Raw genomic sequence first — 17602 nt, 5'->3', positions numbered from 1 at the left:
CTCGGCCGGGCCTCATCCGGACACCGCTCCCCCGCGCCCGCCGGCCGCCCGGCGGGCCGCCCGCGCGCGGCGCGCCCGGGGCAGATAGCGCAGGCGCCCCGGCAGGACCGGGACCACCACCCGCACCACCGCGCAGAACCGTCGCAGCGCGCGCTCCTGCGCGTCCGTCCATTCCAGCCCGATGGCCTCGCGGGCGTCGGGCGGCATCAGCCCCACGGCCAGGAAGGCGCGGAACCGGGCCAGCGGCGGCAGCAGCACCGGCCACAGGGCCCTGAGCAGAAGCCGCAGCACCCAGGGGCCCCGGTCCGGCGGCGGCACGGCGGTGTCGGTGGCGGCCAGTTCCGCCACGACGGCCGTCTTCTCGATCTCGTCGGCCAGCATGGCCCGGTAGTAGGGCCAGAACTCCTCGATCGTCCGCGGCATGTCCCGGTCGTGGATCCCGAGCACCCGGCCCACCTGGAGCCATTCCCGGTACAGGGCGCGTTCCTGGTCCCCGGTGAGCGGGCGCAGCAGGTAGCGCGCCCCGTGCCGGTAGACGGGGAAGCCGGTGGCGTGCACCCAGGCGTAATTGGCCGGTGACAGGGCGTGGTAGCGGCGGCCGCGGGTGTCGGTGCCCTGGATGGCGCGGTGCAGCCGGCGAAGCCTGCGCCCCTCCTCGGCGGCCTGCTCGCCCCCGTACACCCAGAGCTGGAGCGAGCTGAGGGAGCGCTCGCCGCGCCCCCACGGGTCCGTGCGGAACACGGAGTGCTCGTCGACGCCCGCACCGACCGCGGGGTGGGCGACCTGGAGGGTGAGGGCGGCGGGCAGCATCAGCAGGGCGCGTACGTCGCCGGACAGGCTCCAGAGGACACCGCCGGGCGGGGGCGGCGCGGGGTCGTCGTTCCTGGCTGCTGCGCTGCTCATGCGGTGCTCCCGGCGGCTCGGCGGTCAGCCGGACCGAAGCGCCCGGCCCCGCCCGGTCCAGTATGCGAGCCGCGCGCGGTCCCTGCGCGGCGGCCCCTCGCAAGGGTGCGCTCGCGGTGTTGACGGAACCGATGAAACAAGTCGATAGTATTTGTAACTTTGACTCCCCGCACCCGATGGCCCGTCACACTCCTTTCAACACAGAGGAGTTGTGGCACCTGACCGTCCTCGACGGGGAGCCGGACACGGACAGGAGGGCGCACCATGGGCCGGTACAGCCGCCTGCGTGAGATCCGCCGGATGGATCCGGCGCGGGACTACGCCGAGATCCTCCGGCTGATCTCTCAGTACGAGTTCCCCTGGGACTACCGCCAGGGTGTGAGCGTCGCGTTCCTGCGCGACTACGGCGTCCCCCGGATCTCCGTACTCCTGGACCGAACCCAGGAGTTCGAGCGCCAGGGGCAGAAGCGGTACGACGACACGGTGCTGCTCGCTTACGAGATGGCCGCCGACGGCTTCGACTCGGAGCGGGGGCGGGCCGCGGCCCGGCACCTGAACCGCATCCACGGCAAGTACCGCATCCCGAACGACGACTTCCGGTACGTCCTGGCGACCACGGTGGTGGGACCGAAGCGCTGGATCGACCGCTACGGGTGGCGCCCGCTGTGCGCGCAGGAGGTGCAGGCCCTGGCGGAGGCGGGGCGCAAGACCGGGGCGATGATGGGCATCGAGGACGTCCCCGACACCTACGAGGGGTTCGAGCGGCTCCTCGATGCGTACGAGGAGCGCATGTTCGCGTACGACCCGGCGAACCGGCGGGTGGCCGGCGCCACGTTCCGGGTGATGGCGAGCTGGTACCCGCGCCCGCTGCGGCCGCTGATCGCGCGGTTCTCGCTGGCGCTCCTGGACGAGCCGTTGCTGAAGGCGCTCGGCTTCCGGCCGCAGCCCCGCTGGGTGCAGACCTCGGCGTCGGCCGCGCTGCGGCTGCGGGCTCGGTGCGTACGCAGGATGCCGGCCAGGCCGCGCCGCTTGCCCTCGCGCCCGCAGCCCCGTTCGTACCCGTTCGGCTGGCGGCTGGACGACCTCGGGCCGCACTGGGCCCGCAGCCGGCCGCTGGAGCCGCTGCCGGACGAGGCGGCCTAGGTGTGTTGGTCGGACAGCTTCAGGCGGCGAGCAGCGGGACCAGGCAGCGGCGGGCGAAGTCGCGTACCTCGGTGTCGTCGTCCAGCTCGAAGCAGCTGACGGGGTTGAGGAGGAAGGAGACGGTGATCCGCACCATGAGTTCGGCGACGGGGGTCGGGTCGCTCTCCGGCCGGCCCTCCAGGCGGCGGGCCTCGCGGAGCCGGCCCGCCAGGTAGCCGCGGATCGCGAGGAAGGCCGGGCCGCTCTCGACGGTCAGGAAGGGCAGCATGGTCTCGGGCTCCAGCCGCAGCAGCCCGCCGATGAGCGGGTGCTCGCGGATGTGCCGCAGCACCGCGGCGAAGCCCTCGACCAGCCGGTCCTCCGTCGTGGGCAGCGCCGCCACGGCCTCGTCCACCTCCACGACGAACCGGCGGTACTCGCGCAGCAGGCACGCCGAGACCAGGCTGTCCTTGTTGCCGATCCGCCGGTACACGGTCACCCGGGAGACACCGGCGCGCTTGGCGACGTCATCGACGGTCGAGCGGCGCAGGCCGAAGGTCATGAACTGCTCGCGCGCGGCATCCAGGATCTGCTCGCCCAGCGCGTCGGAGGGCGCGGCCGCCCCGCCGAGCCCCGGGACCGGGGGCATCTCGTCGGTGCTGCGTGCCGTCATGGGCCCTCCCCGTTCCGCCGGTCCGCCCCACGAGAGGAGGCCGGAACAGAGTGACACGCTCCGTATTCCTGTACCAGGCCGGGGCGGGGAGCAGCCGTACCGGGACGGCCGACCCCCACCGCCCGTACGAACGCCCCGCCCGGGTCTCAGTCGAAGTCGTACACGCTCACGGACAGACCCCGGTCCGTCCATCGGGTTTCTATCAGCGGCGCGAGAGGGGCACCACTGACACCCGCCGGGCAACCACTTTCACATCGATGGTGAGACAGCAATACTGTTGCACCCAGTGGGACGCCCGCCCGGCGGCCCGTTCACGAGGCCGGACACGAGGAGCGGACATGGCGACCGAGGCCGAGGAGCCGAAGCTCACCGTCGACGAGCTGGCGGCTCGCGCCGGGGTGACCGTGCGTACGGTGCGGTTCTACAGCACCCGGGGGCTGCTGCCGCCCCCGGTCATCGGGCCCCGCCGCGTGGGGCACTACGGGCACGGGCACCTCTCGCGGCTGGCGCTCATCGAGGAGCTTCAGCACCAGGGCATGACGCTCGCCGCGATCGAACGTTACCTGGAGCAGCTGCCGCCCGATCTCAGCGCCCACGATCTGGCCATCCACCGGGCCCTGGTGGCGTCCTGGGCGCCGGACTCGGCGGAGGACGCCTCGCGGGCGGAGCTGGAGCGGCGGGCGGGGCGGCCGCTCAGTGAGCAGGATCTCGACCGGCTGGCCGCGATGGGGGTGCTGGAGCGGTCCGCGCCCGGGGACGGCGTCTACCGGCTGGATCCGGGGCTGCTGCGGCTCGGGGTGGAGCTGCTCGACGTGCCGATCGCGCACGAGACGATCCTCGCCGCCCGTACGGTCCTGATGGAGCACACCCGCTCGGCCGCGCAGGAGCTCAGCCGGCTGTTCCGGGACGAGGTGTGGAACCCGTACCGGGAGCGGGAGTCCGACCCCGAGCACGTCAAGGCGATGAAGTCGCTGTCCGCGCACATGCAGCCGATGGTGCTCCAGGCGCTGGTGACCGCCTTCCAGCGCTCCCTGAAGGAGGAGCTGCGGGCGGCGTTCACCGCACAGTGAGCGCACCGAGTGCCGTACCGCCCCGGGCGAGGGGTGGTACGGCACGCGGCGCGTCGGCTCAGTCGTGGAAGGTCTCGCCCTTCTCCGCCTTCTCCACGAGCAGCGCGGGCGGCAGGAAGCGGTCGCCGTAGCGCTCGGCGAGTTCCCTGGCGCGGGCCACGAAACCGGGCAGGCCGCCCTCGTAACCGTTGATGTACTGGAGCACGCCGCCGGTCCACGGCGGGAAGCCGATGCCCATGATGGAGCCGATGTTGGCGTCGGCGACGGTGATCAGGACGTCCTCCTCCAGGCAGCGGACGCTGTCCAGGGCCTCGGAGAAGAGCATCCGCTCCTGCATGTCGGTGAAGGAGATGTCCGTCTCCGACTTCGTGAAGTGCTCACGCAGGCCGGGCCACAGGCGGGTGCGCCTGCCCGTCTCGTCGTACTCGTAGAAACCGGCGCCGCCGCTGCGGCCGGGGCGGCCGAACTCGTCGACCATCCGGTCGATCACCGCGTCCGCGGGGTGGCCGGGCCAGGTGCCGCCCGCCTCCTCGACGGCCTTGCGGGTCTCGTCGCGGATCTTGCGGGGCAGGGTGAGGGTCAGCTCGTCCATCAGGGAGAGCACCTTGGCCGGGTAGCCGGCCTGGGCGGCGGCCTGCTCGACGGAGGCGGGCTCGACGCCCTCGCCGACCATGGCGACGCCCTCGTTGATGAACTGGCCGATGACGCGCGAGGTGAAGAAGCCGCGCGAGTCGTTGACGACGATCGGCGTCTTCCTGATCCGGCGGACCAGGTCGAACGCGCGGGCCAGCGCCTCGTCGCCGGTCTTCTCCCCCTTGATGATCTCGACCAGCGGCATCTTGTCGACGGGCGAGAAGAAGTGCAGCCCGATGAAGTCGGCGGGGCGCGCGACGCCTTCGGCCAGCACCGTGATGGGCAGGGTGGAGGTGTTGGAGCAGAGCAGCGCGTCCGGCTCGACGATGTCCTGGATCTCCTGGAACACCTGGTGCTTGAGCGCGGTGTCCTCGAAGACGGCCTCGATGACCGCGTCGCAGCCCGCGAGGCCGGCCGGGTCGCCGGTCGGGGTGATGCGGGCCAGCAGCTCGTCGCGCTCGGCCTCGGTCGTACGGCCCCGGGAGAGCGCCTTGTCGAGCAGCTTCTCGCTGTACGCCTTGCCCTTGGCGGCGGCCTCGGTGGAGACGTCCTTGAGGACGACCTCGATGCCGGCCTTCGCGCAGGAGTAGGCGATGCCCGCGCCCATCATCCCGGCTCCGAGGACGGCGACCTTGCGGACCTGGCGCTCCTCGACGCCCTTGGGGCGGCTGGCGCCGGAGTTGACGGCCTGGAGGTCGAAGAAGAACGCCTGGATCATGTTCTTGGAGACCTGGCCGGTGACCAGCTCGGTGAAGTACCGGGCCTCGATGGTCAGGGCGGTCTCGAAGTCGACCTGGGAGCCCTCGACGGCGGCGGCCAGGATGTTGCGCGGCGCGGGCATGGGCGCGCCGGCGAGCTGCTTCTTCAGGTTGGACGGGAACGCCGGCAGGTTCGCGGCGAACTTGGGGCTCGACGGGGTGCCGCCCGGGATCTTGTACCCCTTGACGTCCCAGGGCTGCTGGGACTCGGGGTTCGCGTCGATGAAGGCGCGGGCCTTGTCGAGCATCTCCTCGGGGGTGGCGGCGACCTCGTGGACCAGGCCGTTCTCCAGGGCGCGCTGAGGGGTGTACTGGGTGCCCTGGAGGAGGACCTTGAGCAGCGCGTCGGCGATGCCCATGAGGCGTACGGTGCGGGTGACGCCGCCGCCGGCGGGGAGCAGGCCGAGGGTGACCTCGGGCAGGCCGATGCGGGAGCCGGGCGCGTCGAGGGCGACGCGGTGGTGGGAGGCGAGCGCGATCTCGTAACCGCCGCCGAGGGCCGCGCCGTTGATCGCGGCGACGACCGGCTTGCCGAGGGTCTCGATGCGGCGCAGCGAGCTCTTGATCGCGGTGCCGGTGTCGAAGGCGGCCTGCGCGTTCTCGGAGCCGACCTTGATCATGTCCTTGAGGTCGCCGCCCGCGAAGAAGGTCTTCTTGGCGGAGGTGTAGATGATGCCGCGGATGGAGTCCTTCTCGGCCTCGGCGCGGTCGGCGACGGCCGCGATGGAGTCCTTGAACGCCTGGTTCATCGTGTTGGCGGACTGGTCGGGGTCGTCCAGTACGAGGGTGACGACGCCGGTCTCGTCCTGTTCCCAGCGGATGGTCGTGCTCTCGGTCATGGGTTCGTGTTCTCCGTAAGCAGGGGTGGCCGGGACGGTCAGAGACGCTCGATGACGGTGGCGATGCCCATGCCGCCGCCCACGCACAGGGTGGCGAGGCCGTAGCGCTTGTCCTGGCGCTCCAGCTCGTCGATGAGGGTGCCGAGGATCATCGCCCCGGTGGCGCCCAGCGGGTGGCCCAGCGCGATGGCGCCGCCGTTGACGTTGATCTTGTCGAGGGAGAGCCCCATGTCCCGGGCGAAGCGCAGGACGACTCCGGCGAAGGCTTCGTTGATCTCGACCAGGTCGATGTCCTCGATGGTGAGGCCGGCCTTGGCGAGGGCCTTGCGGGTGGCGGGGGCGGGGCCGGTGAGCATGATGGTGGGCTCGGAGCCGGAGACGGCGGCGGAGACGATGCGGGCGCGCGGGGTCAGGCCGTAGCGCTCGCCGATCTCCTTGGAGCCGATCGCGACGAGCGCGGCGCCGTCCACGATGCCGGAGGAGTTGCCCGCGTGGTGGACGTGGTCGATCTTCTCGACCCAGTGGTACTTCTGGAGCGCCACCGCGTCGAAGCCGCCCATCTCGCCGATGGTCGCGAAGGAGGGCTTGAGCGAGGCGAGGGAGTCGGCGGTGGTGCCGGGGCGCATGTGCTCGTCGTGGTCGAGGACGACGAGGCCGTTGCGGTCCTTGACGGGGACGACGGAGCGTGCGAAGCGGTCCTCCTTCCACGCCTCGGCGGCCCGCTCCTGCGACAGGGCGGCGAACTCGTCCACGTCGCGGCGCGAGAAGCCCTCGATGGTGGCGATGAGGTCGGCGCCGACGCCCTGCGGGGCGAAGCCGGTCTCGTAGTTGGTCATCGGGTCCATCGCCCAGGCACCGCCGTCCGAGCCCATCGGCACCCGGGACATCGACTCGACGCCGCCCGCGAGGATGAGGTCCTCCCAGCCCGAACGCACCTTCGCGGCGGCCAGGTTGACGGCCTCCAGACCCGAGGCGCAGAAGCGGTTCTCCTGGACGCCGGCGACGGTGTCCGGCAGGCCGGCCGCGATGGCGGCGATCCGGGCGATGTCGGAGCCCTGGTCACCGAGCGGGCTGACCACGCCGAGGACGATGTCGTCGATGGCGGCCGGGTCCAGGCCGGGGAAGCGGGCGCGGATCTCGTGGATCAGGCCGACGACGAGGTCGATCGGCTTGGTGCCGTGCAGGGCGCCGTTGGCCTTGCCGCGGCCGCGCGGGGTGCGGATCGCGTCGTAGACGAATGCTTCGGTACTCAAGACAGCTGCCTTTCGAGGGTGGTGGCGCGAGCCTGGTTCGGCGAGCGGGGGTCAGGCGAGCAGCGAGCGGCCGATGATCTCCTTCATGATCTCGGTCGTGCCGCCGTAGATGGTCTGGACGCGGCCGTCGGTGAACGCCTTGGCCACCGGGTACTCGGCCATGTAGCCGTATCCGCCGTGCAGTTGGAGGCAGCGGTCGGCGACGCGCTTTTGCAGCTCGGTCGCCCACCACTTCGCCATCGAGGCGTGCACGGCGTCGAGGGTCCCCTCGGAGTGGTCCACGATGCACCGGTCGAGGAAGCTCCGGGTGACCGCGCACTCGGTGGCCATCTCCGCGATCTCGAAGCGGATGTGCTGGAGCTTGGACAGCGGCCGGCCGAACGCCTCACGCTCCTTGACGTACGCGGTGGTGATCTCCAGGAGGTGTTCGGCGGCGGCGATCCCGGCGACGGCTATGCCCATGCGCTCCTGGGCGAGGTTGGTCATCAGGTGGATGAAGGCGCCGTCGCGCTCGCCGAGGAGGTTCTCCTTGGGGACGCGCACGTCGTTGAAGAACAGTTCGGCGGTGTCCTGGGACTTCTGGCCGATCTTGTCGAGGTTGCGGCCCCGCTCGAAGCCCTCCGCGCCGCGCTCCACGACGATCAGCGAGAGCCCCTTGGCGCCGCCGTCCGGGGTGGTCTTCGCGACGACGACCACGAGGTCGGCGAGGATGCCGTTGGAGATGAACGTCTTGGAGCCGTTGACCAGCCAGTGGTCGCCCTTGTCCTCGGCGGTGGTACGGATGCCCTGGAGGTCGGAGCCGGCGCCGGGTTCGGTCATGGCGATGGCGGTGATGGTCTCGCCGCTGCAGAAGCCGGGCAGCCAGCGCCGCTTCTGCTCGTCGGTGGCGAGGCCGGTGAGGTAGGGGCCGATGATGTCGTTGTGCAGCCCGAGCGCGAGGCCGGGGGCGCCGGCCCGGGTGAACTCCTCGGCCAGGACGGCGCTGTAGCGGAAGTCGGGATTGCCGCCGCCCCCGTACTCCTCGGGCACGGCGAGGCCGAGGAGCCCCTGCCGTCCGGCGGCCCGCCATGCCTCGCGCGAGACGATGCCGTCCTTCTCCCACTGCTCGTAGTGCGGAAGGACCTCCTTGGCGAGGAAGGTGCGCACGGTCTCGCGGAACGCGTCGTGCTCTTCGGTGAAGATCTGCCGCTGCATCAGTCGGTGGTGTCCTTCCGGGTGGTCCGCAGGCCGGGCACGTCCCAGTCGGCGGCGACGGCGTCGGTGTCCGCACCCGGCTGGGCCGGGCCGGTGCGCACCGATGCGGGGGTGGCCGAGAAACGGGGCGCGGGTGCGGGCTGGGTGAGTCCGCCGTGCTCGACGAAGGTGGCGCGGGCGGCGAGGTGGGGGTGGTGCGGTGCCTCGCGGAGCGAGAGGACGGGCGCCACACAGGCGTCCGACCCGTCGAAGACCTCGGTCCACTCGGCGCGGGTGCGGGTGCGGAACCGGTCGGCGACGGCGGTGCGCAGCTCGTCCCAGCGGGCGAGGTCGCCCCGGTCGGGGGCGGTGTCCGCGATGCCGAGGAGCCGGACGAACTCCTCGTAGAACCGCTGCTCCAGCGGGCCGACCGCCATGTACTGGCCGTCGGCGGTCTCGTACGAGCCGTAGAAGGGGCAGCCGCCGTCCAGCAGGTTGGAGCCGCGCCGGTCCTGCCAGCCGCCGGCCGCGAGCATGCCGTGGATCATCGTGGCGAGGTGGGCGGCGCCGTCGACGATCGCCGCGTCCACGACCTGTCCGGTGCCGCCGGGGGTACGGGCGTGCTGCAGGGCGGCGAGGACGCCGACGACGAGGTAGAGCGAGCCGCCCGCGTAGTCCCCCACCAGGTTGGCGGGGACGGTGGGCGGCTCGCCGGGCCTGCCGATCATGGAGAGGGTGCCGGTGAGCGCGATGTACGAGATGTCGTGTCCGGCACGCTCGGCCAGCGGCCCGTCCTGGCCCCAGCCGGTCATCCGCCCGTAGACGAGCTTCGGGTTGCGGGCCAGGCAGGCGTCGGGGCCGACACCGAGGCGTTCGGCGACGCCCGGCCGGTAGCCCTCGATGAGGACGTCGGCGCGCTCCACCAGGTCCAGGACGGTGGCCGGGCCGTCGGCGGCCTTCAGGTCGAGGAGCACGGAGCGCTTGTTGCGGTTGGTGAGGTCGCGGGCCGGGTCGATGCCGAGTCCGGCGCCGCCGGGGCGGTCGACCCGCACCACGTCCGCGCCCAGATCGGCCAGGAGCATCGCGGCGAACGGGCCTGGGCCGATGCCGGCGAGCTCCACCACCCGCAGCCCTGCGAGCGGGCCGCGCGGACCGTTCCCTGTTGTCGCCATCGAGCCCCCAGCGGTATGACACAACTGATGTAACATCGATGATGCTAAGAACGCGCCGCGCTCCGCACAACCCCTTGGGCCGAGCAAGCGCTTAGTTCTTCTCACGGATACTCATGGATACTCCCCCATGACCCCCCTCCCGCCCGCACACCGCCACGGCGACCGCGCTAACCTCTGCTCGCTCCGTCCGGCGCCGTCTTCCGTGGAGGCTTTCGTGAACAGGCAGAACGGGGCCGCGCGCCCCTATGACGTAGTTCTTTTCGGTGCCACCGGCTTCGTGGGCGAGCTCACCGCCGACCATCTGGCCGCCCACGCGCCGGACGGCTGCCGCTGGGCCCTGGCCGGACGCGACCGCACCAAGCTGGAGCGGCTGCGCACCCGGCTGACCGCCCTCCATCCGCACTGCGCGGGCCTCCCGCTGCTGGAGGCGGACGCGGACGACGCCGGTTCACTGCGCGCCCTGGCCGAGTCCGCCCATGTGGTGGCCACGACCGTCGGCCCGTACGTCTGGTACGGCGAGAAGCTGGTCGCCGCCTGCGCGGAGGCCGGGACGGACTACGCGGACCTCACCGGCGAGGCGGAGTTCGTCGACCGGATGTACGTGGAGCACGACACCCGGGCACGCGAGACGGGCGCCCGCCTCGTGCACGCCTGCGGTTTCGACTCCGTACCGCACGACCTCGGCGCCTACTTCACGGTCCGGCAGCTGCCCGAGGACGTGCCCCTGCGCATCGACGGGTTCGTCCGCAGCAACGCCGCCATCTCCGGCGGGACGTTCGCCTCGGCGCTCACCGCGATGGGCCGGGGCCCGCAGGTGCTGCGCGCCGCGCGGGAGCGCCGGCTGCACGAGCCGCGGCCGGTCGGCCGCCGCGTCCGCGCCCCGCTCGCCCGCCCCCGCTTCAGCGCCGAGACCGGCACCTGGGCGCTTCCGCTGCCGACACTGGACGCGCAGGTCATCGCCCGCTCGGCGCGTGCGCTGGCCCGGTACGGCCCCGACTTCCGCTACCGCCACTACGCCTCCGTCAAGCACCTGCCCGTGGCGCTCGGCGGGACGGCGGCGCTCGGCGCGCTGCTCGGGGCCGCGCAGGTGCCGCCCGCGCGGGACTGGCTGATGGGGCGCCTGGAGCCGGGCGCGGGTCCGGACGCGGAGCGCAGGCGGCGCAGCTGGTTCACGGTCCGGTTCGTCGGGGAGGGCGGCGGACGGCGGGTGTTCACGGAGGCGTCGGGCGGCGATCCGGGCTACGGCGAGACGGCGAAGATGCTCGCGGAGTCGGCACTGTGCCTGGCACTGGACGAGCTGCCGGCCACCTCGGGGCAGGTCACCACGGCCGCCGCGATGGGCGACGCGCTGCTGGCGCGGCTGCGGGCGGCCGGGCTGCGGTTCCGGGTGGCGGCGGTGCGCTGAGGTACGGGAGTCGGGCGGTCGCCTCGCGCAGGGCGCGGCGGCACAGCGCGTCGGCCCTGCGGGTGGTCTCCGGCTGGCGGAAGTCCCGGGCCAGCCGGAGGGTGTGCGCGACGGCGTTGTCCAGGCCGGTGCGGTGGCCGACGGAGACGTAGACCGGTTTGGTGCCGTCCTGGGTGCGCACCGCCCGGCCGACCTCCTCCTCCCCGTCCAGCAGCGGCGACTGGTCCCCGCGCCGGGGGCCCGGCTGCTCGTAGGTGAAGGTGAAAGGGTTCTTGGCGACGCCGATGACCGGGAGGCCGGTGAGGACGCCGAGGTGGCTGGCGAGCCCGAAGCGGCGGGGGTGGGCCAGGCCGTAGCCGTCGCAGACGACAAGACCGGGGTCACCCGGAAGCAACTCCAGGGCGGCCAGCACGGTCGGGATCTCGCGGAAGGCCAGCAGCCCCGGGACGTACGGGAAGGTGATGTGGCCTACGGCGGTGGCCTCGGCCACCACCTCCAGCGTGGCGGCGTCGAGCACGACGGCCGCCGCCGCCACGACGTCGCGCGCGTCGTCGTAGGCGACGTCGACCCCGGTCACCCGGCCGGTTCCCGGCGGCGGGCCCGGCTCGTCGAGGACCACCCGGGTGCGCAGGGCGTCCTGAACGGCCCGGGCCTCGGCCGCGTCGGCGGGCATCTGGAGTTCTGCCATGATGCCGCCAACCCTAAGCCGTGTCCCCGAACTCGCCTCCAGTAGCCTGGAGATCATGTTCGTACTTGAGCTGTCCTACACTGCCCCGCTGGACCGCGTCGACGCGTTGCTGAACGAGCACGTCGCCTGGCTCGACGCGCAGTACGCGGCGGGGGTGTTCATCGCCTCCGGGCGCAAGAACCCCCGGGACGGCGGAGTGATCCTCGCGGTGGGCGACGACCGGGCGGCGATCGAAGGGCTGGCGGCGACCGACCCCTTCGCCGTCGAGGGCGTCTGCGCGTACCGGATCACCGAGTTCATCGCCACGAAGACCTCGGACGCGCTCGCCCCGTACCGCCGGCAACTCTGACCTTTCGCACCGGAACGGACTCACCCCGGGTGCTCCGCCCGGAACGGGGCACGTGAACAGGCAGCGGTGTGCGGTGATGCAGCTCACGCCGCCTCCCGATGCACGGATCGGCGACTTCCGTCGTCTGTACGAGTGCCGGGAACCGTTCGTCCGGTCGCGAGAGGGAGCAGGTTCGTGTCCACGGTCATCGAACAGTCCGTAGAGGCCCGCATGGTGGCGTCCGCCCCGCAGATGGAGACCCTGCCCGCCGTCCTGAGCTACGACCGGGCGGACCCCTTCGCCGTGCGCATGGCGTTCCCCGCGCCGGCGACGCTGGAGGGGACGGAGGTGTCCTGGGAGTTCTCCCGGGAACTGCTCGCCGCCGGGATGGAGGTGCCGTCCGGCCTCGGCGACGTGCGGATCAGGCCGTTCGGCTACGACCGCACGGTGCTGGAGTTCCACGCCGCCGAGGGGATCGCCATGGTGCACGTGCGCACGGCGGAGCTGCGCCGCTTCCTGCGGCGGGCGCAGCAGTTGGTGCCCTGCGGCCAGGAGCGCCGGTTCCTGGACCTCGACCGGAACCTGACGGAGCTGTTCGGTTCCCGCTGACGCCGGGCCCGCGTGGACGCACGCGGGCCCGGTCCCGTTAATCGATTGCCCCCTCCCGGGGCCCCGCGTACCGTTCCCGGTGTCCTTGTTGTCGCCGAACGGAGTAGGACGTTGCTCTTCTGAGGTCTTGAGACACCGTGCCGCGCGCCGTGTCGGGTCTTCCCCGCCCGCGTGCCCGAGTGTGACCTCAGCTCTCCGAGCCGTCCTCCGTGACCAGGGCCTTCCTTCCGGACTCCCGGACATTTCTCGTGGAACGCCAGTGGCCGGTGTCTCGCCCGTTGCCCTGTCCTTCCTCGCAACCGGGAGATTCCTCATGTCCACCCCCACCGCCCACATCACCTGCTCGTCGCTCTCCTTCGCCTGGCCGGACGGCAGCCTGGCCCTGGACGACTTCCATCTCACCGTGGGCCCGGGCCGCACGGGGCTCATCGGGGTGAACGGGGCCGGCAAATCGACCCTGCTCCGGCTGATCGCCGGGGAACTGCGGCCCGCCGGGGGCCGGGTGAAGGTGGCCGGAGAGGTGGGATACCTGCCGCAGAACCTGGTCCTGGACACCGGACTGCGGGTCGACGCCGCCCTCGGCATCGCCGCGGTCCGCGAGGCGCTGCACGCGATCGAGGCCGGCGACGTCGGCGAGGAGCACTTCGCCGCCGTCGGCGACGACTGGGATGCCGAGGGGCGGGCCCGCGCCACGCTCGATGAGCTCGGCCTCGCCCACATCGGGCTCGACCGCACGATCGGCGAGATGTCGGGCGGCGAGTGCGTGCTGCTGCGGCTGGCCGCGCTGCTGCTGGCCCGGCCGGATGTGCTGCTGCTGGACGAGCCGACCAACAACCTGGACCTGTACGCCCGTCAGCGGCTCTACGCCGCGGTCGACGCGTGGCGCGGGGTGCTCGTCGTGGTCAGCCACGACCGGGAGCTCCTGGAGCGAGTCGACCAGATCGCCGATCTGCGGGACTCCGCCGTCACCTGGTACGGCGGCAACCTCACGGCGTACGAGGAGGCGCTCGCCGTGGAGCAGGAGGCGGCCGAGCGCATGGTGCGGGTCGCGGAGGCCGATGTGCAGCGGCAGAAGCGCGAACTGGCCGAAACCCAGGTGAAGAACGCCCGGCGCAAGCGGTACGGCCAGAAGCTGTTCGAGCAGGGCAGCGTGCCGAAGATCGTCGCGAGCGCCCGCAAGCACTCCGCCCAGGAGTCGGCGGGCAAGCAGCGTCTGATGCACGCCAGCCGGCTGGCCGACGCGAAGGAGCGCCTGGACGACGCCGTCGACGCGGTGCGCGACGACGACGAGATCCGGATCGAGCTGCCGCAGACCAAGGTCCATCCGGGCCAGGGCGTGCTGGTCCTGCGCGACCTGGAACTCGCCCACGGGGCCCGGGTGCGGGGGCGGTACGAGGTGCGCGGTCCGGAGCGCATCGCGCTGGTGGGGCGCAACGGAGCGGGCAAGACGACGCTGCTGCGCACGCTCGCCGGTGAGCTGGCGCCCGTCTCCGGCGAGGCCGTCGTCGGTGTCCCGCTGCGCTTCCTGCCGCAGCGGCTCGATGTGCTGGACGACGAGCTGAGCGTGGTGGAGAACGTGGCGCGGTTCGCGCCGGACGCCACGAACAACCGGATCAGGGCGCGGCTGGCGCACTTCTTGTTCCGGGGTGCGCGCGCGGACCGGGCCGCGGGGACCCTGTCGGGCGGGGAGCGGTTCCGTGCCGCCCTGGCCGCGCTGCTGCTGGCCGAACCCGCGCCTCGGCTGCTGATGCTGGACGAGCCGACGAACAGCCTGGACATGGCGAGCGCGCGCCGGCTGACGGAGGCGCTGGAGGCGTACGAGGGTGCACTCGTCGTGGCGAGCCATGACGTCCCGTTCCTGGAATCGCTGGGCATCACGCGCTGGCTGCTGCTCGACGGCGAGCTGCGGGACACCACGGCGCAGGAGGTGCGCGCCGGGCTCTGAGCGGGAGCGGGGCTCCGAGGGGCGGGCCTGAGGGGGCCGGGCTTGGCGGGGGCCTTAACGTCGCTTTAACCTACGGTCTCGTAACCTACGAGTCCGTAGGTAATTCTCCCGTCCCCAGGAGCCCCCATGACGATCACCTCTCCCCACCTCGGCAGTTCACAGGCGTGGACCGATGCCCACCTGCTGTACGCCCTCGAAGAGGTGGTGGAGAAGGAGCTCAACCGGCACCTCAAGGTCGCCAAGGACTGGATGCCGCACGAGTACGTCCCGTTCTCCGACGGCCGCAACTTCCCCGGTGTCTTCGAGGACGGCGAGGCATGGCGGGCCGACCAGTCCAAGGTCACCGACATCGGCAAGATCGCCCTCGTGGTGAACCTCCTCACCGAGGACAACCTCCCCAGCTACCACCACGAGATCGCCTCCCTCTTCGGCCGCGACGGCGCCTGGGGCACCTGGGTACACCGCTGGACGGCCGAGGAGGGCCGGCACGGCATCGTGATGCGCGACTACCTGCTGACCTCGCGCGCGGTCGACCCGGACAAGCTGGAGCAGTTCCGGATGGCGCACATGGCGGAGGGCTTCGAGTCCGACAACCGGCACTCGATGCTGCACTCCGTGGCCTACGTGGCCTTCCAGGAGCTGGCGACCAGGGTCTCGCACCGCAACACCGGGCACCAGTCCGGCGACCCGGTCTGCGACCGCATGCTGGCCCGCATCGCGACCGACGAGAACCTGCACATGGTCTTCTACCGCAACCTCCTCGGCGCCGCCTTCGAGCTGGCCCCGGACCTGACGATGCAGTCCGTGCGCGACGTCGTGGTCGACTTCCGGATGCCCGGCCACGGCATGCCCGGCTTCGAGCGGGCCGCCGCGCAGATGGCGATCGGCGGGATCTACAACATGCGCATCCACCACGACGACGTGATCCAGCCGGTGCTGCGCTACCTGAAGGTCCTCGACATCGACGGCCTGGGCCCGGAGGGCCTGAAGGCGCAGGAGGAGCTCGGCCTGTACATGAGCGGGCTGGACGGCGAGGCCGCGAAGTTCGACGAGAAGCTCGCCGCGCGCAAGGCCCGGATGGAGGCCCGCGCCCAGGGCTGACCGCACGGAAAGCCGCTCCCCGGCGCCGGGGGGCGGCTTCCGTCCTGCGGGGCGCATACCCTCCCGGACCAGCCCGCGCGCATCCGGCGCGGTGCGCATGCGCCGCGGGCACGGGAGGGGGTCCAGGGCCTTCACGGGGCATCGGTCATGGGCCGGTTGTGCCGTGCGGGGGTGGGACCCCTCCGGGGGCGTGGGGACCGTACGCTGTGCCGGTGAAACCTGTGACCCGCGTTGTTCTCATCGGTGCGCCGATAGCGATAGCCGTCTCCCTCGTCTTCAACAGCGGCGGCGACGCCGCACTGCCCGAGAACTCCCCCACCGCCGAGGCGTCGGCCGCCGGCCCCGTGAACCCCGACCCGTTCGCGGCGGCGGACGAGGAGGAGCGCCGGGAGATGAACGAGAAGGTCGAGCGGGCGCCGGCCGGTCTCGCCACTCCGGAAATGCGGGAGATCGCGTGGAAGCTGCTGGCCAGCGCGGAGGGTTCCACCCTGGACTGGCACACCCAGTACGCGACGATCGAGGACAGCGGCGACGGCACCGGCTACGCGGCGGGCATCGTCGGATTCTGCTCGGGCACGCACGACATGCTGACGTTCGTCGAGGCGTTCACCAAGGACCATCCGGACAGCCCGCTGGCGCCCTTCGTCCCGGCGCTGCGCAAGGTCGACGGCACCGGTTCGCACGAGGGCCTGGACCCGGGTTTCACGGCCGCGTGGAAGAAGGCCGCCGAAGACCCGGCGTTCCGCAAGGCGCAGGACGAGGTCCGCGACACACAGTACTTCGAGCCCGCGGTGCGGCTGGCGAAGCTGGACGGACTCGGCACGCTGGGCCAGTTCATCTACTTCGACGCCATGGTGCTCCAGGGGCCCGGCCACGAGGCGGACTCCTTCTACGGCATCCGGAAGGCGGCGCTGGCCGAGGCGGACACGGTCGCCGAGGGCGGTGACGAGTCGGCCTATCTGGACATCTTCCTGGACACCGCGCGGGCCGTGATGAAGTCGAAGAAGACCCAGCACGACACCTCGCGCATCGACACGGCCCAGCGCGTCTTCCTGGAGGACGAGAACCTGGATCTGGAGCCGCCGCTGACGTGGAAGATGTACGGCGAGACGTTCCGCATTCCGTCGTGACCCCTCCCTTCGCCGCGCCGGCCCGGCGGCCCCGGCCGTGATCCGCCGGGCGCGCGCTACCGGGCCTCCTGCCTGATCAGCTCGGCGGCCTCTCGGCGATGGCGACCGTGGGCGCGTGGGTGTGGCCGCGGGTGATGCGCGGCATCACCGAGGCGTCGACCACGCGCAGGCCCGAGACGCCGCGCACCCTCAGCCGGGGGCCGGTCACCGAGCCGGGGTCCTCGCCCATCCGGCAGGTGCCGACGGGTGGTAAAGGGTTTCCGAGCCGGTCCGGACCGCCTCGGCCAGGTCGTCGTCGCCCACCGGCCGAACCCGCCCCGACGACGAGGTAGTCGTACTCGCTCGACTCGGCCCTCTTCTCCAGGTCGACGCGGGCTCCGCGGCGATCACGGAAACCCGCAGGCCGAAGTACGCAACGCCGAGGTCTCGCGCGGGCGGGGCGGGTTCACGCCTGCTCTCGGCCAACTCTGCGCAGTCGTTCCCGCTCCTTCTCGGAGAGGCCGCCCCACACGCCGAAGCGCTCGTCGTTGTCGAGGGCGTATTCCAGGCATGCCTGCCGTCCTTCGCAGGCGTTGCAGAGCTGCTTGGCCTCCCGGGTGGAGCTGCCCGGGGCGGGGAAGAAGAACTCGGGACCCGCCTGCGCGCACAGGGCTGTCTCCTGCCAGGCGAAGGCGGGGTCGGTCGCGGTGTTGATCGGCATGGGAACCACAGTGCCCTGCCGCGATAAACGACTGATCAACGCCGCGTCAATCGGCACTCCGCCGCCGTGGCCGGAACAGCTCCCGGTCCGGCTCGCGCCC

Annotated in this window: 16 protein-coding genes and 1 pseudogene; 8 read left to right on the top strand and 9 right to left on the bottom strand. The window is 72.0% G+C overall.

Going from position 1 to position 17602, the window contains the following annotated elements; all coding sequences use genetic code 11:
• Positions 1-12 precede the first annotated feature (12 nt).
• Positions 13-903 (bottom strand): oxygenase MpaB family protein, encoded by an 891-nt coding sequence (locus E6R18_RS10640; RefSeq protein WP_136316619.1) that lies wholly within the window; start codon positions 901-903, stop codon positions 13-15.
• A 264-nt stretch (positions 904-1167) separates the two neighbouring features.
• Here E6R18_RS10640 and E6R18_RS10635 point away from each other — a divergent pair, with 264 nt between their 5' ends.
• Positions 1168-2046, top strand: a complete 879-nt coding sequence (locus E6R18_RS10635; RefSeq protein ID WP_136316618.1) for an oxygenase MpaB family protein — start codon at positions 1168-1170, stop codon at positions 2044-2046.
• 19 nt (positions 2047-2065) lie between these two features.
• Here E6R18_RS10635 and E6R18_RS10630 read toward each other — a convergent pair whose 3' ends face one another.
• The gene (locus tag E6R18_RS10630) at positions 2066-2674 is read right to left on the bottom strand and encodes a TetR/AcrR family transcriptional regulator (protein WP_136316698.1); all 609 of its coding nucleotides are present in this window, start codon (positions 2672-2674) and stop codon (positions 2066-2068) included.
• Between the two features lie 362 nt (positions 2675-3036).
• Between E6R18_RS10630 and E6R18_RS10625 the strand changes: the two genes are divergently transcribed.
• Entirely contained in the window at positions 3037-3768 is a 732-nt protein-coding gene (locus E6R18_RS10625) for a MerR family transcriptional regulator (protein ID WP_136316617.1), read from the top strand.
• 58 nt (positions 3769-3826) lie between these two features.
• Here E6R18_RS10625 and E6R18_RS10620 read toward each other — a convergent pair whose 3' ends face one another.
• From E6R18_RS10620 to E6R18_RS10605, 4 genes are read right to left on the bottom strand one after another with little or no spacing between them, the layout of a single operon-like run.
• The gene (locus E6R18_RS10620) at positions 3827-5998 is read right to left on the bottom strand and encodes a 3-hydroxyacyl-CoA dehydrogenase NAD-binding domain-containing protein (RefSeq protein WP_136316616.1); all 2172 of its coding nucleotides are present in this window, start codon (positions 5996-5998) and stop codon (positions 3827-3829) included.
• A 38-nt stretch (positions 5999-6036) separates the two neighbouring features.
• The gene (locus E6R18_RS10615) at positions 6037-7251 is read right to left on the bottom strand and encodes an acetyl-CoA C-acetyltransferase (RefSeq protein ID WP_136316615.1); all 1215 of its coding nucleotides are present in this window, start codon (positions 7249-7251) and stop codon (positions 6037-6039) included.
• A gap of 51 nt (positions 7252-7302) precedes the next feature.
• Positions 7303-8445: an acyl-CoA dehydrogenase family protein gene (locus E6R18_RS10610; protein ID WP_136316614.1), complete on the bottom strand. Its 1143-nt coding sequence runs from the start codon at positions 8443-8445 to the stop codon at positions 7303-7305.
• Positions 8445-9596 carry a CaiB/BaiF CoA-transferase family protein gene (locus E6R18_RS10605; protein WP_136316613.1) on the bottom strand — a complete coding sequence of 384 codons (1152 nt, stop codon included), beginning with the start codon at positions 9594-9596 and terminating at the stop codon, positions 8445-8447. Before E6R18_RS10605 ends, E6R18_RS10610 begins: the two co-directional genes overlap by 1 nt.
• A 214-nt stretch (positions 9597-9810) precedes the next feature.
• Here E6R18_RS10605 and E6R18_RS10600 point away from each other — a divergent pair, with 214 nt between their 5' ends.
• Positions 9811-11001: a saccharopine dehydrogenase NADP-binding domain-containing protein gene (locus E6R18_RS10600; RefSeq protein ID WP_136316612.1), complete on the top strand. Its 1191-nt coding sequence runs from the start codon at positions 9811-9813 to the stop codon at positions 10999-11001.
• 13 nt (positions 11002-11014) lie between these two features.
• Here the strand turns inward: E6R18_RS10600 and E6R18_RS10595 are convergent.
• A pseudogene (locus tag E6R18_RS10595) lies at positions 11015-11674 on the bottom strand (endonuclease V); the annotation flags it as partial.
• 70 nt (positions 11675-11744) lie between these two features.
• On the opposite strand from E6R18_RS10595, the gene E6R18_RS10590 reads away from it, so the two are divergent.
• The 5 genes from E6R18_RS10590 to E6R18_RS10570 all read left to right on the top strand — a co-directional run bounded on the left by E6R18_RS10590 (position 11745) and on the right by E6R18_RS10570 (position 16802).
• On the top strand, positions 11745-12038 hold the full coding sequence (locus E6R18_RS10590; RefSeq protein ID WP_136316611.1) for a YciI family protein: 294 nt from the start codon (positions 11745-11747) through the stop codon (positions 12036-12038).
• A gap of 174 nt (positions 12039-12212) precedes the next feature.
• On the top strand, positions 12213-12626 hold the full coding sequence (locus E6R18_RS10585) for an SsgA family sporulation/cell division regulator (RefSeq protein ID WP_136316610.1): 414 nt from the start codon (positions 12213-12215) through the stop codon (positions 12624-12626).
• 313 nt (positions 12627-12939) lie between these two features.
• Positions 12940-14571 carry an ABC-F family ATP-binding cassette domain-containing protein gene (locus tag E6R18_RS10580; RefSeq protein ID WP_136316609.1) on the top strand — a complete coding sequence of 544 codons (1632 nt, stop codon included), beginning with the start codon at positions 12940-12942 and terminating at the stop codon, positions 14569-14571.
• A 126-nt stretch (positions 14572-14697) separates the two neighbouring features.
• Positions 14698-15672, top strand: coding sequence for an acyl-ACP desaturase (locus tag E6R18_RS10575; protein ID WP_136316608.1), 975 nt, complete (start codon positions 14698-14700; stop codon positions 15670-15672).
• 221 nt (positions 15673-15893) lie between these two features.
• Positions 15894-16802 (top strand): chitosanase, encoded by a 909-nt coding sequence (locus tag E6R18_RS10570; RefSeq protein ID WP_136316697.1) that lies wholly within the window; start codon positions 15894-15896, stop codon positions 16800-16802.
• A gap of 76 nt (positions 16803-16878) precedes the next feature.
• On the opposite strand, the gene E6R18_RS34795 is transcribed toward E6R18_RS10570, so the two are convergent.
• Complete coding sequence (locus tag E6R18_RS34795) at positions 16879-17031, bottom strand: GMC oxidoreductase (protein WP_240799681.1); 153 nt, start codon at positions 17029-17031, stop codon at positions 16879-16881.
• A gap of 216 nt (positions 17032-17247) precedes the next feature.
• A complete protein-coding gene (locus tag E6R18_RS10560) occupies positions 17248-17502 on the bottom strand; it encodes a WhiB family transcriptional regulator (RefSeq protein ID WP_018552499.1) in 255 nt (84 codons plus the stop codon).
• Positions 17503-17602: the final 100 nt, after the last annotated feature.

The organism is Streptomyces sp. A1277 (genome assembly GCF_004795015.1).
Classification (GTDB): Bacteria; Actinomycetota; Actinomycetes; order Streptomycetales; family Streptomycetaceae; genus Streptomyces.
Note: the sequence above shows the minus strand (reverse complement) of the source record. Positions and strands in the feature narration are given on the sequence as shown.

What these genes read in the sequence shown, in the direction of transcription:
- E6R18_RS10620 (WP_136316616.1), bottom strand. Translation starts at nt 5,998, where the DNA reads ATGACCGAGAGCACGACCATCCGCTGGGAACAGGACGAGACCGGCGTC.
- E6R18_RS10605 (WP_136316613.1), bottom strand. Translation starts at nt 9,596, where the DNA reads ATGGCGACAACAGGGAACGGTCCGCGCGGCCCGCTCGCAGGGCTGCGG.
- E6R18_RS34795 (WP_240799681.1), bottom strand. Translation starts at nt 17,031, where the DNA reads ATGGGCGAGGACCCCGGCTCGGTGACCGGCCCCCGGCTGAGGGTGCGC.
- E6R18_RS10630 (WP_136316698.1), bottom strand. Translation starts at nt 2,674, where the DNA reads ATGCCCCCGGTCCCGGGGCTCGGCGGGGCGGCCGCGCCCTCCGACGCG.
- E6R18_RS10635 (WP_136316618.1), top strand. Translation starts at nt 1,168, where the DNA reads ATGGGCCGGTACAGCCGCCTGCGTGAGATCCGCCGGATGGATCCGGCG.
- E6R18_RS10580 (WP_136316609.1), top strand. Translation starts at nt 12,940, where the DNA reads ATGTCCACCCCCACCGCCCACATCACCTGCTCGTCGCTCTCCTTCGCC.
- E6R18_RS10590 (WP_136316611.1), top strand. Translation starts at nt 11,745, where the DNA reads ATGTTCGTACTTGAGCTGTCCTACACTGCCCCGCTGGACCGCGTCGAC.
- E6R18_RS10625 (WP_136316617.1), top strand. Translation starts at nt 3,037, where the DNA reads ATGGCGACCGAGGCCGAGGAGCCGAAGCTCACCGTCGACGAGCTGGCG.
- E6R18_RS10575 (WP_136316608.1), top strand. Translation starts at nt 14,698, where the DNA reads ATGACGATCACCTCTCCCCACCTCGGCAGTTCACAGGCGTGGACCGAT.
- E6R18_RS10560 (WP_018552499.1), bottom strand. Translation starts at nt 17,502, where the DNA reads ATGCCGATCAACACCGCGACCGACCCCGCCTTCGCCTGGCAGGAGACA.
- E6R18_RS10640 (WP_136316619.1), bottom strand. Translation starts at nt 903, where the DNA reads ATGAGCAGCGCAGCAGCCAGGAACGACGACCCCGCGCCGCCCCCGCCC.
- E6R18_RS10610 (WP_136316614.1), bottom strand. Translation starts at nt 8,445, where the DNA reads ATGCAGCGGCAGATCTTCACCGAAGAGCACGACGCGTTCCGCGAGACC.